Source organism: Brevibacterium renqingii, assembly GCF_017808095.1.
GTDB lineage: Bacteria > Actinomycetota > Actinomycetes > Actinomycetales > Brevibacteriaceae > Brevibacterium > Brevibacterium renqingii.
The window spans coordinates 424,279-438,034 of sequence record NZ_JADBHG010000002.1 but is presented as its reverse complement, the minus strand read 5'-3'; the positions used below and the strand labels follow the sequence as shown (position 1 = coordinate 438,034).

At 66.8% G+C, this 13,756-nt stretch carries 13 protein-coding genes; 7 read left to right on the top strand and 6 right to left on the bottom strand.

From position 1 onward, the window contains the following. Positions 1-4 precede the first annotated feature (4 nt). Positions 5-1,021, bottom strand: coding sequence for a 1-aminocyclopropane-1-carboxylate deaminase (locus IIE29_RS07000; RefSeq protein WP_209324499.1), 1,017 nt, complete (start codon positions 1,019-1,021; stop codon positions 5-7). Positions 1,022-1,203: 182 nt separating this feature from the next. Between IIE29_RS07000 and IIE29_RS06995 the strand changes: the two genes are divergently transcribed. Further along, complete coding sequence (locus tag IIE29_RS06995) at positions 1,204-1,845, top strand: GntR family transcriptional regulator (RefSeq protein WP_209324498.1); 642 nt, start codon at positions 1,204-1,206, stop codon at positions 1,843-1,845. Positions 1,846-1,852: 7 nt separating this feature from the next. On the opposite strand, the gene IIE29_RS06990 is transcribed toward IIE29_RS06995, so the two are convergent. Then, entirely contained in the window at positions 1,853-3,130 is a 1,278-nt protein-coding gene (locus IIE29_RS06990; protein WP_209324497.1) for a M20 family metallo-hydrolase, read from the bottom strand. A 162-nt stretch (positions 3,131-3,292) separates the two neighbouring features. Here IIE29_RS06990 and IIE29_RS06985 point away from each other — a divergent pair, with 162 nt between their 5' ends. Beyond that, entirely contained in the window at positions 3,293-4,201 is a 909-nt protein-coding gene (locus IIE29_RS06985; RefSeq protein WP_209324496.1) for a LysR family transcriptional regulator, read from the top strand. 7 nt (positions 4,202-4,208) lie between these two features. Here the strand turns inward: IIE29_RS06985 and IIE29_RS06980 are convergent, their stop codons facing one another. Beyond that, positions 4,209-5,861, bottom strand: a complete 1,653-nt coding sequence (locus IIE29_RS06980; RefSeq protein WP_209324495.1) for an alanine/glycine:cation symporter family protein — start codon at positions 5,859-5,861, stop codon at positions 4,209-4,211. Between the two features lie 316 nt (positions 5,862-6,177). Here IIE29_RS06980 and IIE29_RS06975 point away from each other — a divergent pair, with 316 nt between their 5' ends. Genes IIE29_RS06975 through IIE29_RS06965 form a run of 3 tightly spaced genes read left to right on the top strand, consistent with a single transcriptional unit; the run spans position 6,178 to position 8,257 of the window. Continuing rightward, a complete protein-coding gene (locus IIE29_RS06975; protein ID WP_209324494.1) occupies positions 6,178-6,792 on the top strand; it encodes a DUF6230 family protein in 615 nt (204 codons plus the stop codon). Further along, the gene (locus tag IIE29_RS06970) at positions 6,792-7,454 is read left to right on the top strand and encodes a DUF6114 domain-containing protein (protein WP_209324493.1); all 663 of its coding nucleotides are present in this window, start codon (positions 6,792-6,794) and stop codon (positions 7,452-7,454) included. The genes IIE29_RS06975 and IIE29_RS06970 overlap by 1 nt, the downstream gene beginning before the upstream one ends. Continuing rightward, entirely contained in the window at positions 7,451-8,257 is an 807-nt protein-coding gene (locus IIE29_RS06965; protein WP_209324492.1) for a hypothetical protein, read from the top strand. The genes IIE29_RS06970 and IIE29_RS06965 overlap by 4 nt, the downstream gene beginning before the upstream one ends. 129 nt (positions 8,258-8,386) lie before the next feature. Here IIE29_RS06965 and IIE29_RS06960 read toward each other — a convergent pair whose 3' ends face one another. Together IIE29_RS06960 and IIE29_RS06955 are read right to left on the bottom strand one after the other, a co-directional pair. Continuing rightward, positions 8,387-9,142, bottom strand: coding sequence for a type 1 glutamine amidotransferase (locus tag IIE29_RS06960; RefSeq protein ID WP_209324491.1), 756 nt, complete (start codon positions 9,140-9,142; stop codon positions 8,387-8,389). Next, positions 9,139-9,585, bottom strand: coding sequence for a DUF2871 domain-containing protein (locus IIE29_RS06955; protein WP_209324490.1), 447 nt, complete (start codon positions 9,583-9,585; stop codon positions 9,139-9,141). Before IIE29_RS06955 ends, IIE29_RS06960 begins: the two co-directional genes overlap by 4 nt. Before the next feature lie 108 nt (positions 9,586-9,693). Here IIE29_RS06955 and IIE29_RS06950 point away from each other — a divergent pair, with 108 nt between their 5' ends. Continuing rightward, positions 9,694-10,179: a hypothetical protein gene (locus IIE29_RS06950; RefSeq protein WP_209324489.1), complete on the top strand. Its 486-nt coding sequence runs from the start codon at positions 9,694-9,696 to the stop codon at positions 10,177-10,179. 25 nt (positions 10,180-10,204) lie between these two features. On the opposite strand, the gene IIE29_RS06945 is transcribed toward IIE29_RS06950, so the two are convergent. After that, complete coding sequence (locus tag IIE29_RS06945; RefSeq protein ID WP_209324488.1) at positions 10,205-11,668, bottom strand: 8-oxoguanine deaminase; 1,464 nt, start codon at positions 11,666-11,668, stop codon at positions 10,205-10,207. Positions 11,669-12,108: 440 nt separating this feature from the next. On the opposite strand from IIE29_RS06945, the gene IIE29_RS06940 reads away from it, so the two are divergent. Then, positions 12,109-13,716, top strand: a complete 1,608-nt coding sequence (locus IIE29_RS06940) for a nucleobase:cation symporter-2 family protein (RefSeq protein ID WP_209324487.1) — start codon at positions 12,109-12,111, stop codon at positions 13,714-13,716. Positions 13,717-13,756: the final 40 nt, after the last annotated feature.

The window sequence follows — 13,756 nt, the reverse complement described above, 5'->3', positions numbered from 1 at the left end:
GCTCTCAGAAGATCGAGGAGTAGGCGTTGAGCGCGAGCTGTCCGCCGAGGTGGGCGTAGAGGACCGTGGAGTCCTTGTCGATCGTGCCGTCGCCGACGAGGTCGAGCAGACCGGCCATCGATTTGCCCTCGTAGACGGGGTCGAGGATGACGCCCTCGATCTGTGCGGTGGTGCGGATGGCGTTCACCGTCGACTCATCCGGGAGGCCGTAGGCCGGGCCCTCCCAGCCCGAGCGGATGTCGACGTCGGCGTCGGTGATCTCGCGGCCGAGTCCGATGAGTTCGGCCGTGGTGTTCGCGATCCGCTTGACCTGGTCGCGGGTCTTGTCGATCGTCGCGGAGGCGTCGATGCCGATGACCTTGCGCTTGGGGCCCCCGGCCGCCTCGAGTGCGGCGAAGCCGGCGATCATGCCCGCATGGGTCGAACCCGTCACCGTGCACACGACGATGGTGTCGAAGAAGACGCCGAGCTCCTTCTCCTGGTCGGCGACCTCATAGGCCCAGTTCGCGAAGCCGAGGCCGCCGAACCTGTGCTCCGAGGCTCCGGCCGGGATCGGGTACGGCTTGCCTCCGGCTTCCTCGACCTCGGCCAAGGCGTTCTCCCAGCTCGAGCGGATGCCGATGTCGAATCCCGCCGAGTCGAGGCGGACATCGGCGCCCATGATGCGCGAGAGCTCGATGTTGCCGACCTTGTCGTTGCCCGGGTCCTCCCAATCGACCCAGCGCTCCTGCACGAGGCGGGCCTTGAGCCCGAGGTGAGCCGCCACGGCCGCGACCTGCCGGGTGTGGTTGGACTGGTAGCCGCCGATCGAGACGAGCGTGTCCGCCCCCGAGGCGAGGATGTCCGGAACGATGTACTCGAGTTTGCGCGTCTTGTTTCCGCCGAAGGCGAGACCGGAGTTGACGTCCTCGCGCTTGGCCCAGACCCGGGCCCCGCCGAGGTGGTCGCCCAGTCGCTTGAGTTCGTGCACGGGGCTGGGTCCGAAGGTGAGTGGGTAGCGCTCGAAGTCCGTGATGGCCATGGGGTCCTCTGTTCTCTTGACGATGTGGGTGGTTCTCAACGATGTGGGTGCCGGGGCAGGAGCGAAATCATGCTCTGGATCACTCCCTGCGATATGCAATATATTACATACCGGTGAGGACTACAATGGGTTCGACGCCGCGTCCCGGGCTTCGGGACCATTCGAGAAGAGAGGGGCCGAGTGTGCCGATTCCGACTGATGCCCCGGTCCCGCACCGCACCCTGCTGCGCGATGACGTGTACCGGGCGATCCGCGATGCCATCGTCCGCGGTCAGCTGGCTCCCGGGGAGCAGCTGCGGGACCAGGAGCTCGGGGCGTGGCTGCAGGTCTCGCGCACTCCTGTGCGCGAAGCGCTGCAGCGCCTGTCCCAGGCCGGACTCGTCGTCGCCCAGCCGGGGAAGATGACCCGGGTCGCTCCCGAGAACCCCGAGCTCATCCGCAGCGCGCGCCAGATCGCCGCCGAACTCCATGCGCTGGCGATGGATCTCGCCTTCGACCGGCTCGACGAGGAGGCCGCCGCCGAGATGGGAGCCGCGAATGCCCGCCTGCGGCGCGCCCTGGAGTCCGGCGACGCCGAGGCGGCCATCGCCGCCGATGACGATTTCCACGAGACCGCCCTGGCCCGCAGCGGCAATCCGCTCATCCCCGATCACCTCGAGGTCGTCACCGCCACGCTGCGGCGCACCGAATATCTGCACTTCGATTCGGTCCGGGGCTCCGCCTCCCCCGACCAGCACGTCGACATCATCGCCGCCGTCCGCTCCGCGGATCGGGCTCGGGCCGTGGCGCTGACGAGGGAGAACTGGGCCGCCCTCGCCGGCTGAGCAGCGCTCAGGCGCTGAGCTCCCGCACGGCCGAGGCGAGGACCTCGATGCCTGCCCGGCAGTCCTCGGGGGTGGAGTACTCGCGGGGGTTGTGGCTGATCCCCTGATGCTGCCCGCGGACGAAGACCATGGCGGCCGGGGCGATCGCGGCGATCTCCTGTGCATCGTGTCCGGCTCCGGACATGATCCGCATCGAGTCATGGCCGCGCTCCTTGGCCGCGGTCTCGAGGGTGTCCTGCACGGCCTCACTGAAGGGCACGGCCTTCGTCCTGGCCATCCGTGCGGTCTCGATCCGCAGTCCGGGCTGGGTCTCGGGCAGGGTCTCGATGAAGGCGGCGAGGTCCGCTTCGGCGCGGGCCATGTCCTCATCATCGGGATTGCGCAGGTCGACGGTGATCTCGGCCCGGTCCGGGACGACGCTCGGCAGGCCCGGGGAGGTCTCGATGCGTCCGACGGTCGCACGCAGGCGTCCGTAGGCTCCGGAGCCGACCATGCGACGGGCCTCGACGACGATCTGTGTGGCGGCGAGACCGGCGTCGACGCGCAGCTCGGTGGGCGTGGTGCCGGCATGGGCGGCGCGGCCGTGGAGAGTGACCTTCTGCCAGGAGATCGACTGGACGCCGGTGACGATGCCGATCGGCCGATCCTCCTGAGCCAGCACGGGTCCCTGTTCGATATGGCATTCGACATAGGCGTGCGGCGGGTCGAGGCGCACGGGGCGCTCACCCTTGAATCCGATGCGGGCGAGCTCGTCGCCGAGACTGCGCCCCTCGGCATCGGTGAGTCCGTAGGCGTGGTCGAGGCTCAGCCGTCCGGCGGCGACGGCCGATCCGAGCATGTCAGTGCCGAACCGCACCCCTTCCTCCTCCGTCCAGGCCGCCACGACGATCGGACGGCGGGTGCGCAGCCCGATCGCGTCGAAGGCCCGCAGAACGGCGAGGCCGCCGAGCACGCCGAGGCAGCCGTCGAAGGCTCCTGCGGTGGCGACCGTGTCGATGTGCGAACCGATGAGCACCGGGGCGAGGCCGGGATCGGAGCCTTCCCGCCTGCCGAAGATGCTGCCCATCTCATCGATGGTGACCTCGAGTGCGAGCTCGGCCATCCACGAGATGAGCAGCTGCCGGCCCGCCCTGTCCGCATCGGTCAGGGACTGCCGGTCGACGCCTCTGAGCCCCGTGGCTTCGTCGTCATAGGCTCCGATCGTCGCGAGCTCCATGAGATCGGCCCACAGGCGGTCTCCGTCGATGCTCAGCTCTGCTGTCGGGGCGGTGGTCTCCGCGTCCATGAGTTCCTCTCCTCCGTACTGATCCTTCCGTGCCGCTGCGGCACCGGCCGTATGGCCTCGGATCGAGACTAGGGCGAGAAACACATGTGATCGATAGTATGAGAGTCATCATCACTCATGAATTTCCACCATGAGTCGGTTCGCCTGAACGATCGGAGTACGATGCTCAGCCTCACTCGGCTCCGCCTGCTGCGCGAGGTCAGTGTGCGCGGCAGCCTCGCGGCGGCCGCGGCTGCACTCGGCAATGACCCGTCCTCGGTCTCCCACCAGCTCAAAGCCCTCGAGTCGGAGGTCGGCGCACCTCTGCTCGAGCGGGTGGGCCGCGGTGTGCGGCTGACCGAGCAGGCGAAGATCCTCGTCGCCCACACCGAGAGGGTGCTCGGCGAGCTCGAGGCCGCAGAGGCCGAGATCGCCGCGGCCGGGCGGAAGGTCGTGGGCACGGTGCGCATCGCGGCCTTCCAGACGGCGCTGCATACGATCGTTCCCGGCGCCCTGGCGGCTCTGGCCCGCGACTGTCCCGAGCTGCGGGTGGAGACCTCCCACATCCCGGTCGAGGACGGCGTTCCCGCTCTGCTGGCACGCGACTTCGACCTCGTCCTCCTCGAGGACTATCCCGCTCGCCCGGGCGTCCGGACCGAAGGCGTCCAGGTCGAGCACCTCGGCGACGACGAGCTGTGCCTGATCACCTCGCAGGAAACGAGCGCAGGCATCGACCTCGGCCGGTGCGCCGACCACGTCTGGGCGATGGAGGCTCCCGGCGCTCCGGCCCGGCAGTGGTCGCTGGCGGAGTGCCGGCGGGCCGGCTTCGAACCCGCCGTCGAGTTCGAATCCTCCGATGTCCTCCTCCTCGTCCGCCTCGTCTCACTCGGACTCGCCTCGGCGCTGGTCCCGGACCTGGCCTTGCGTGCGGCGCGGGGCAGCACAGGCGCCCCGGCACCGCGGAGGACCCCGCTGCCGGGTTCCCCGAGCCGCCGGATCTCGACAGCGATCCGCACCGGCAGCGCCCGAACACCGAGCATCATCGCCGTCCGACACGCCCTGCGCGCGGAGTTCGAGCGTCTGCGCGGCTGAGGGCCGCTCAGTCCTCGACCTTCTCGCGATCCAGCTTCTTCCTCCGCAGCGCATCCCGCACCTCACGGAGCTTGTCGCGCTTGCGCTTCCGGCCCGCCTCGGCGGCCTTGATCTGCTCCAGGGTCGGCTCGTGGTCGCCCATGCCGACCTGGAGCTCGGCGGGGGTGATCTCCTTCATCACGCCGACATCGATCCTCTTGCGCAGGCGCAGGATCTCGAGGCGGAGGATGCGGGAGAGGAAATAGATGCCGAGCAGATTCGGGAAGGCCATGAGGAAGAAGATCGCATCGGAGAAGGCGATGACCGAGTCCAGCGACATCGAAGCGCCGATGACCACTGCGACGATCCAGAAGATCTGATACGCCTTGTCCGCCTTCTTCGAATTCCCCGTCAGATACCCCAGGGCCTGCTGACCGTAGTAGCCGTAGGCGAGGATCGTCGAGAACGCGAAGAGGACGACGGCGATGGTGAGCAGGATCGGGAACCAGCCCGCGACGGTGGCGAAGGCCTCGGAGGTCAGGCCGATGCCGTCCTCGGTGCTCTCGCCGTAGAGGCCTGTGGTGATGATCGCCAGCGAGGTGAGGGTGCAGATGATGACGGAGTCGATGAGCGGCTCCCACATCGCGACGAACCCCTCGGTCGCGGGCTTCGTCGTCTTCGAAGCCGCATGCGCCATGCCTGCGGAGCCGACGCCGGCGGCATTGGAGAACAGGGCGCGCTGGATGCCGACGATGGCCACGCCCACGGCTCCGCCGGCGACGCCGCTGGGACTGAAGGCGCCTGCGAACATGAGTGCGAAGGCGTGCGGGATCTGATCGACGTTCATCACGAGGATGACGATGACGGAGAGGAAGTAGAGGACCGCCATCATCGGAGTCAGCTTCGACGTCCACTGGCCGATCTTCTTGATCCCGCCGAGGATGACCAGCGCGGTCAGCGCCGCGATAACCACACCGATGAGCCAGAGCTTGTCGGCGAAGAAGCTCGAGTCACCGCCCGTGGCACTGACGAGGATCGCGGCGGCCTGGTTGGCCTGGAACAGATTGCCGGCGCCGATGACGCCGAGCACGGTGGTCAGAGCGTAGAAGACCGCGAGGAACCTGCCGAGCTTCGGGCGGCCGATCTCGGCGAGGCCGTCGCGCAGGTAGTACATCGGGCCGCCGGCGACGCTGCCGTCGGCGTTGATCTGCCGATACTTCACGCCCAGCGTCGCCTCGGCCATCTTCACGGTCATCGCGAAGAAGCCGAAGATGATGATCCACAGGGCCGCGCCCGGGCCGCCGATCGTGATCGCCACGGCGACGCCGGCGATGTTGCCGAGTCCGACCGTGCCCGAGAGCTCGGTGGCGAGCGCCTGGAAGCTCGAGACCTCGCCGGGGTCGGTCTTGCGGGTGAAGCGCCCGCGGATGATTCCGACCGAGTACTTCAGGCCGGTGAGCGGCTGGAAGCGCAGATAGAAGGTGAGGAAGACCGCTGCGGCCATGAGCCACACGACGATGAGAGGGATTCCGAGCTCGCCGATCTGGAGCTCGAAGAAGACGATGTTGCTGAAGGCCTGGGCCGCGGGCCCGAGGAACGACTCGATGGCCGCATCGACGCCGGCGGCTCTGAGGCCCGCCTCGGCGGTGGTCTGGGCGAGATGTTCGGTTATGGGATTCATATCAGCAGGCGCAAGATAGCCATTCGTCCGGAGGGTTGGTCCGGGACCGGCACCTGTGATCAACCTAACAATTACCCAGGGGCTTGTCAGCTCCCGCTCAGTCGCCGTGGGAGTCGGTGAAGGTCCTGGTCACAAGGTGCCTTATGCCCCATTCGCAGGCGATCACAGCACTTGCGGAGGGTCGGAACACTACAGCTTCAGTTGTGCGAAACTGTTGACGCGAAAACGCCGAAGCAGGTACTGTCCAGTAACACCCGTGAGTAACATAAGTCACAGCAGTTACGTCGACGCAGCAGTCGGCACCACAGGAGGATCAATGAAGTTCCCGAAGCTCAGCGGCATCCGCAAGCTCACCTCGTCCCATGCCGGGCGCATCGCCCTGGTGGCCATTCCCACCGGCATCGTCTCCGCCGGGCTCATGGGCGGAGTTGCTCAGGGTGCGGTGCCGGTCTCGTTCGCCGTGTCCGGCACTCAGTTCCAGATCACCTCCTCGCAGCTCGAGGGGACCGGCTTCTCCCAGTACAGCGGCATCGCCAAGGACGCCGAGGGCGGCAAGCACTCCGTCGTCACCGCCAACATCAAGGACGCCACACTCGAGAACCTCTGCCAGTCGGCCGTCACAGACACCCCCTTGGGCAAGGTCGGCGTTCTCATCAAGGCGGGCGGCAAGGGCACTCCCGCCTCCGCCAAGGACCTGCAGATCGGCATGACGGGGCTCAAGGGCGACGCGGAGTTCAAGAACATCCGAATCGGCGTCGACGCCTCCGACGTCAACACCAAGGCCAAGGGCTCCAAGGGCGACTTCGCTCAGGACTCCGACACGATTTCGATCAAGGACCTGGAACAGGACTCGTGGACGACCACGGCTTCGGTCTTCACCCTCAAGGACATGTCGCTGAAGCTCACTGACGGATCCGAGTCGTGCTTCTGATGAAGGACGCAGCAGCCAACGCGCAAGCGACGGGCGAAGCGGGAACCGCCGAACAGGGGGCCACGGTGGAGCAGACGAGCCTGCTCGCGCTGTCGCGGCGAAGCCGTCGGGCCAGCGAGCAGAAGAAGCACCGCGAATCGGACGCTGAGATGACAGGAGCCGATGCTGAGCCGACAGGAACCGACGCTGAGATGACCGAATCCGACGCCGAACCGACCGGCAGCGTCGAGCCCGGGAAGCGCCGCGCCTTCCGGCACTGGCGTCGGCAGCGCCCCTTCATCGGCGGAGTGCTGGTCGTGCTCGGAGGAATCGAACTCTTCTTCTCCGGACAGCTCGACACCGGGAACATGCAGATCCAGTTCGGCATCGAGGGGCTGCAGGCGACGGTCGTTCCGATCGCGCTCGCGGTACTCGGCCTCTCCGTGATCTTCCGCCCCACGCACCATATCTTCTATGGGATCATCGCCCTCGTTCTTGCGGTCTATTCGCTCATCGGGGTCAACCTCGGCGGGTTCGTCCTCGGGATGCTGCTGTCGACCATCGGGGCGATCCTCGTGGTCGCGTGGATGGGGCCGCGGGGACCGAAGACCGGTGCTTCGGACGCTCAGGCACCGCCTGCCGAGCGGAGGGGAGACTCGACAGGCGACGAGGAGACTGCATGAGGGCGCCCAGCCGCCGCACGGCGTCCCTCCTGGCGGCAGCTGTCCTCATCGTTCCCTCGACTCTCGGCGCAGCCACGACGACGGCCGCTCATTCGTCTCCGCTGTGCTCGACGACGGCCGGATGCGGCGAGGCCGACGAGCCCGAGGCTCTCAGCACCCCCGGACCCGCGGCGACGGTCTCACCCGACGTTCCCACGAAGCCGACGGAGCCTCCTTCGCCCGGGCCCACGGATGAGCCGTCCGAGGAGCCTTCGGAGGAACCGACGGAGCCGGAATCGCCGGAGCCGACCGAACCCGGAGGACTGGGGACCGAAGAGCCGAGCGACGAACCGACCGAGAAGCCCAACGGCAAGTTCCCGAAGGACGCTCAGCGTGATGAGAACGCGCCGATCTTCACGGAGAATCCGGCGGCCATGGGCTCCGACTCGCTGTCGTTCAAGGGCCTCAGCGGAATCTCTTTCGTCTCCGTACCCACTGCGGACGGCGGTTCGATCGTCACGCTGAAGATCCAGGCCGAGGAGATCAAGATCACCGGGTTCTCGCTCACCGTGCGTCCGCCCGAGGAGGACCACGGACTGGTGACCAAGGCCGACACGATGACGCTCAAGGGCGATGTCACGGTCTACATCGGTTCGATCACGGCGACGACGAAGGACGGGAAGTCGCTGACCCTCGGTCCGGAGACGCCGCCGCCCATGGACGACGTCGAGCCGGGACTGCTGAGGGTCACGATGGGATTGGTCGGCACCACGGCCGATTCGATCAACTACACGAACACGGATCAGAAGCTCAAGGAGGCCTGATCGCCCGGCGACGCCCGCGTCGCGCAGGCACCGATATGGCCCGCCTTCTCCCAGCACGAACCGCTGGGAGAAGGCGGGCCATCGCGTTGTCAGGAAATGCTGTGTTCCATCAGGAAGCGCTGTGTTCCATCAGGAAGCGCTGCGCCCGGTTCCGCGCCGCGTCCGCAGGAAGTCCACGAAGCTGTGCGCGAGCCGCCGGTTGGTCTCCACCAGCTCTGCATCCGCCGCGGCGACCTCCGCCCGGATCGAGTCCTCGGTCTTTCCCTCCGGCAGCCGCAGCGGATCGGAGGCCAGCCACCGCTCGATCTGAGCGGCGTCGGTCTCGGGGTGGAACTGAGTGCCCCAAGCGAATTCGCCGAGGCGGAACGCTTGGACCGGGGCGTCCGAACCCGTGACCAGGAGCGCGGCATCGGTCGGAAGCGCCATCTCCTCCTGGTGGAAGAGCACCGCCGGGATCTCTGCGCCCGCGAGTGCGGAGAAGACCGGATCGCGCTCCCCCGCCGAGGTGGCCCGCAGCCCGTAGACCCCGATCTGCGGGCGCGTCCGGCGTGAGATCGCGGCACCGGCGGCCGCAGCGAGCAGCTCCCCGCCGAGGCAGATGTTGAGGCTCGGGAATTCTCCGTCCGCTGAACGTCTGAGCAGGTCCCTGACCTCGGGGAACCACGGGTTGTCGATGTCGTCGAGGGGGCCGGCTGAGCCGCCGAGGACGATGAGGGCATCGAACACTCCGTCACCCTCGAGTCCGGCGAAGCTCTCGGCCAGGTCCTCGCCCCGATAGGGCCTGACGACCTCCACCTCGGCGCCGGCCTCGGCCAGCCAGGTGCCGAAGCGCTCCGGGCCGGTTCCGTGTTCGTGCTCGACGGCGAGGATCCTCACACTGCTCATGACACCATTCTCGCCGATTCATCGCCATGTGCTCGGCCGGTCACGACCTTCCGGCGCAGGGCGAGGAAGAACAGGACGAGACTGATGCTCAGAGCGATGTGGCCGAGACCCGCGATGCCGGCGATCATGGCATTCGACTCCTGGCCGAGGACGGTGAGCGAGCCGTGCCAGACCATCATGCCCGCGGTGAGGACGACGCCGATGTTGTAGGTGATGAAGAACCACGAGAAGAGTCCGGTCCCGGACAGTCCGAACACCTTGTCCAGCGCCAGGACGACGAGGAGGACGATGAAGCCGAGGGTGAGCAGGTGCGTGTGGACGACCGCGAGCTGGGTGAACTCCCCCTCCGGGAAGTCGTTGGCCTTGGTGAACTCCCGGTAGAACAGTCCGGCGAGGACGCCGATGATCATATATGCGAATGCCGCGTTGAATATCTTCTTCATAGTTCCACCTCATCAGGATCGACGTCTGAGTTCCTGACCCACAGGATTGAAGTCCGAACCCGACTTTCGATTGATGTCTGCCCTCGCATCCGGGGCTAGCCTGAAGTCATGGCAATGGAGAAGCTGTTCTCAAGGATCGACCGTCTCGCGGGAGGCGGCAAGGCCGGCATCCTCGTGCCGTCCGCCGGCCTCGAGCTGCCGAAGACGAAGCGGGCCTTCACGTGGATCGCCTGGCTGCTCGTGTTCGAACTCGCGCTCGGATTCGGTGCCGTGGTCTACGCCTTCGTCATCGCTCGAGCGGGCGAGCCCGTGCCCTTCGCCGTGTGGATGCGCACGGTCGTCGTCCTCTGCATGACCGCGACCCTGTTCTACTTCTTCTGGCGCGCGACGAAGGGCTTCTACTGGGGCTATCAGCGCCTGCGGCTCTTCACCCAGATCTTCCCCGTCATCACCCTCGTCATGGCGGCGATCCCCGGCCTCTACCCGGTATGGATGATCACCGAGCAGATCGTCTTCAGCCTCGTGATGATCGGCGTCGGCGACTTCCTCACCGGCGACCATATGCGCGAGGTCTTCCGGAAGCCGGAGAGCTGAGACCCCGGCACGCGACCGGCCTCCCTCACCCGGCGACGAGGCGGCGCGCCTCCTCCTGATGGGCCGCGATGAGGGCCTCCTTGTCGAGTTCGACTCCGTCCGCGCCGATGGCGTGGCCGTCGACGACCCGCCACCGGCCGCCGACCATCACCCTGTCGGCCTTCTCCGCTCCGCAGAGGACGAGGGCGGGAATCGGATCGTGCGAGCCGGAGAAGGACAGCCCGTCGAGGCGGAACATCGCCAGGTCCGCCTGCCGCCCGACCTCGATGGTGCCGATGTCGTCGCGGCCGAGTGCGGCCGCCGAACCCTTGGTCGCCCAGTCGAGGACGCGAGCACAGGTGACCGCCTCGGCGCCGTAGCGCAGGCGTTGGATGTAGAGGGCCTGCCTGACCTCCCGAATGATGTTCGAGGCGTCGTTCGAGGCCGAACCGTCGACGCCGAGGCCCACGTTCACGCCGGCGTCCTCGAGCTCGACGGCACGGGCGATGCCCGAGGCCAGGCGCATGTTCGAGGTCGGGCAGTGGGCCACCGAGACGCCGGCCTCGCCGAGGCGGCGGACCTCGTCATCGTCGAAATGGACCCCGTGGGCCAGCCAGGCACGATCGCCCAGCCAGCCGACGGATTCGAGGTAGTCCACGGTGCGCAGGCCGAAGCGCTCGCGGCAGAAATCCTCCTCATCGATGGTCTCGGCCAGGTGGGTGTGGAGTCGGACGTCGAGTTCCTCGGCCAGGACAGCGCTCTCCCGCATGAGCTCGGTGGTCACGGAGAACGGGGAGCACGGGGCGAAGGCGATCTGCACCTGCGCTCCCTCATCGCGCTCGTGGTAGGCCTCGACGAGGCGGCGGGAGTCGGCGAGGATCACCTCGGCGTCCTGCACGGTCCGCTGCGGCGGCAGACCTCCGTCCTTCTCCCCCAGCGACATCGACCCGCGGGTGAGCATCGCCCGCATGCCGAGCCGGCGGACAACCTCGACCTGGACGTCGATGGCCTCGTCCATCCCTGTCGGGAACAGGTAGTGGTGGTCGGCGGCCGTCGTGCACCCGGATTCGAGCAGCTCGGCCATGGCGACGGTCGTGGCGAGTTCGAGCGCCTTCGGGGTCAGACGCACCCAGACCGGGTACAGGTTGATCAGCCATCCGAAAAGCGGCATATCCGCCACGGGCGCCCACGCGCGGGTGAGAGTCTGGTAGAAGTGATGGTGCGTGTTGACCAGGCCAGGAGTGATCACGTGCGCCGAAGCATCGACGACGGTTATCGCCTGCGCGGCCCGCGCGGTCTGCGCGCCGCCGGCCGAATCGCCGCCGGTCGCATCGCTGCCGCTCGGTTCTCCTCCTGCGGGGACGAGTTCGACGATGATGCCCGAGTCCCGGTCGATGACGATCCCCCGCGCCGCCGCAGCCGGATCGACCCCGGCACCGAGGTGGACTGCCAGAGGATCTTTGAGCCAGAGCCTGTTCGAGGCCGGGGTGGATGTGGATGCCTGGGACATGTCGTCGCCTTTCTGATCGCGAACCTGTGACCGGTTCGATCTTCGGTGAGTGACGACAGCGCTGGGGCCGACGCCACCAGCTCAGGTTTTTCGGCGTCTGCTGCTCCGCCGCCCGGTGACCTGCGACACAGACTCGAGTCGTCGGCACGGAAGGTCCAAATGTACGATGGATCCGAACCACTCAACTGAGCGAACGATCAGTAGATATGCATTGCGTCTGACGAGCACACCGGCAGGACTGAACTCTAACATGTGGGGTGAGTCACGAAACCGGCTTGCAAGCCAAATGTGATTCACCTACTATTTTGCGATAAGGAAATTGCATTTCGCATGTCGGAAAAACAGAAACCGATTCCTCGGTCGAAGTGGAGCCTGCTCACTACCCATCTGGGGCGTCTGTGAGGGGCCGTCGCTCGGGGACGAGCTCAACGGAGAGATAGATGTCGGTATCCAAGCAATCACCACAGAACGATGCGCTGCGCGAAACGAAGAAGACGCAGCGTCCGGAGGACGAGCGACTGCCGATCGGCAGCTCGTTCGCCTATGGTCTGCAGCATGTGCTGACCATGTACGGCGGCATCATCGCCGTACCGCTCATCATCGGCAAGGCCGCCGGACTCGATGACGGCGGGATCAGCGTGCTCATCGCCTCCTGTCTGTTCATGGGCGGTCTGGCGACCATCCTGCAGACGGTGGGCGTTCCCTTCTTCGGTTCGCAGCTCCCGCTGGTCCAGGGCGTGTCCTTCGCCGGCGTGGCGACGATGACGTCGATCCTCGCCGGCGGTGACGGCCTGCCCGAAGTCTTCGGCGCGGTGCTCGTGGCCTCGGCCATCGGCCTCCTCGTCGCTCCCGCCTTCGCGCTCATCGTGAAGTTCTTCCCACCGGTGGTCACCGGCACGGTGATCACGACGATCGGCCTCTCGCTCATGCCGGTCGCGGCCGGCTGGGCCATGGGCGGAGACGCCGAGGCCGCCGATTACGGCAGCATCCGCAACATCCTCATCACCGTTGCCACCCTCGCCATCGTCCTCATCCTCAGCCGCATCCCAGTCGCCATGGTCTCGCGTCTGTCGATCCTGCTGGCCATTGTGATCGGCACCGTCGGCTGCCTCATCTTCGGCTGGGCCGATTTCTCCCATGTCCTCGACCGCGGGATCTTCGCCATCCCCGAGCCTTTCGCGTTCGGCATGCCGACGTTCTCGGCCGCAGCGATCATCTCGATGTTCATCGTCGTCATCGTCACCTTCGCCGAGACCACCGCGGACATCATCGCCGTCGGCGAGATCGCTCGCACGAAGGTCGACTCCAAGCGGATCGCAGCCGGTCTGCGCGCGGACATGCTGTCCTCGGCGGTGTCTCCGATCTTCAACTCCTTCACGCAGTCGGCCTTCGCCCAGAACGTCGGTCTGGTCGCGATCACCGGTGTGAAGTCGCGCTTCGTCGTCACTGCCGGCGGTGCGATCCTCGTTGTCCTCGGTCTGCTGCCGGTCATGGGCGGAGTCGTAGCCGCCATTCCCATGCCGGTGCTCGGCGGTGCGGGCATCGTGCTCTTCGGCACGGTCGCCGCGTCCGGCATCCGCACCCTTTCGAAGGTCGAGTACGAGGGCAACCTCAACATGATTATCGTCGCGGTCTCGCTGGCCTTCGGCATCATCCCCGTCATCGAGCCCGACTTCTACAACGCCTTCCCCTCGTGGGTCGGCATCATCCTCCACTCGGGGATCTCCTCGGCCACGCTCATGGCCGTGCTGCTCAACCTCGTCTTCAACCACATCGGGGCCAACACCAAGGACCGCACGGATCGCTCGGTCTTCGTCGCCGGCACAGGACGGGTCATCCGCAAGGAGGAGCTGCAGCGCCTCATCGACCACGAGGCCATCCTCACCGAGGGCGATACCGTCAAGGACGGCAAGATCGTCGACTCCAACGGCGACGAGATTCCGGTCGTCACCGAGGAACAGCACGTCAAGGTCGTCGAGGCGGCCAAGAAGGGCGAGGTCAAGTGCCAGGAGGACATTCGCCGGATGATCCAGGAGGACGAGGTCTAGCCACAGGCCCACCGCGGGCCGGTCTCGGTCCTGCGGACGA

What these genes read in the sequence shown, in the direction of transcription:
- IIE29_RS07000 (WP_209324499.1), bottom strand. Translation starts at nt 1,021, where the DNA reads ATGGCCATCACGGACTTCGAGCGCTACCCACTCACCTTCGGACCCAGC.
- IIE29_RS06990 (WP_209324497.1), bottom strand. Translation starts at nt 3,130, where the DNA reads ATGGACGCGGAGACCACCGCCCCGACAGCAGAGCTGAGCATCGACGGA.
- IIE29_RS06985 (WP_209324496.1), top strand. Translation starts at nt 3,293, where the DNA reads ATGCTCAGCCTCACTCGGCTCCGCCTGCTGCGCGAGGTCAGTGTGCGC.
- IIE29_RS06980 (WP_209324495.1), bottom strand. Translation starts at nt 5,861, where the DNA reads ATGAATCCCATAACCGAACATCTCGCCCAGACCACCGCCGAGGCGGGC.
- IIE29_RS06975 (WP_209324494.1), top strand. Translation starts at nt 6,178, where the DNA reads ATGAAGTTCCCGAAGCTCAGCGGCATCCGCAAGCTCACCTCGTCCCAT.
- IIE29_RS06970 (WP_209324493.1), top strand. Translation starts at nt 6,792, where the DNA reads ATGAAGGACGCAGCAGCCAACGCGCAAGCGACGGGCGAAGCGGGAACC.
- IIE29_RS06965 (WP_209324492.1), top strand. Translation starts at nt 7,451, where the DNA reads ATGAGGGCGCCCAGCCGCCGCACGGCGTCCCTCCTGGCGGCAGCTGTC.
- IIE29_RS06960 (WP_209324491.1), bottom strand. Translation starts at nt 9,142, where the DNA reads ATGAGCAGTGTGAGGATCCTCGCCGTCGAGCACGAACACGGAACCGGC.
- IIE29_RS06955 (WP_209324490.1), bottom strand. Translation starts at nt 9,585, where the DNA reads ATGAAGAAGATATTCAACGCGGCATTCGCATATATGATCATCGGCGTC.
- IIE29_RS06950 (WP_209324489.1), top strand. Translation starts at nt 9,694, where the DNA reads ATGGCAATGGAGAAGCTGTTCTCAAGGATCGACCGTCTCGCGGGAGGC.
- IIE29_RS06945 (WP_209324488.1), bottom strand. Translation starts at nt 11,668, where the DNA reads ATGTCCCAGGCATCCACATCCACCCCGGCCTCGAACAGGCTCTGGCTC.
- IIE29_RS06940 (WP_209324487.1), top strand. Translation starts at nt 12,109, where the DNA reads ATGTCGGTATCCAAGCAATCACCACAGAACGATGCGCTGCGCGAAACG.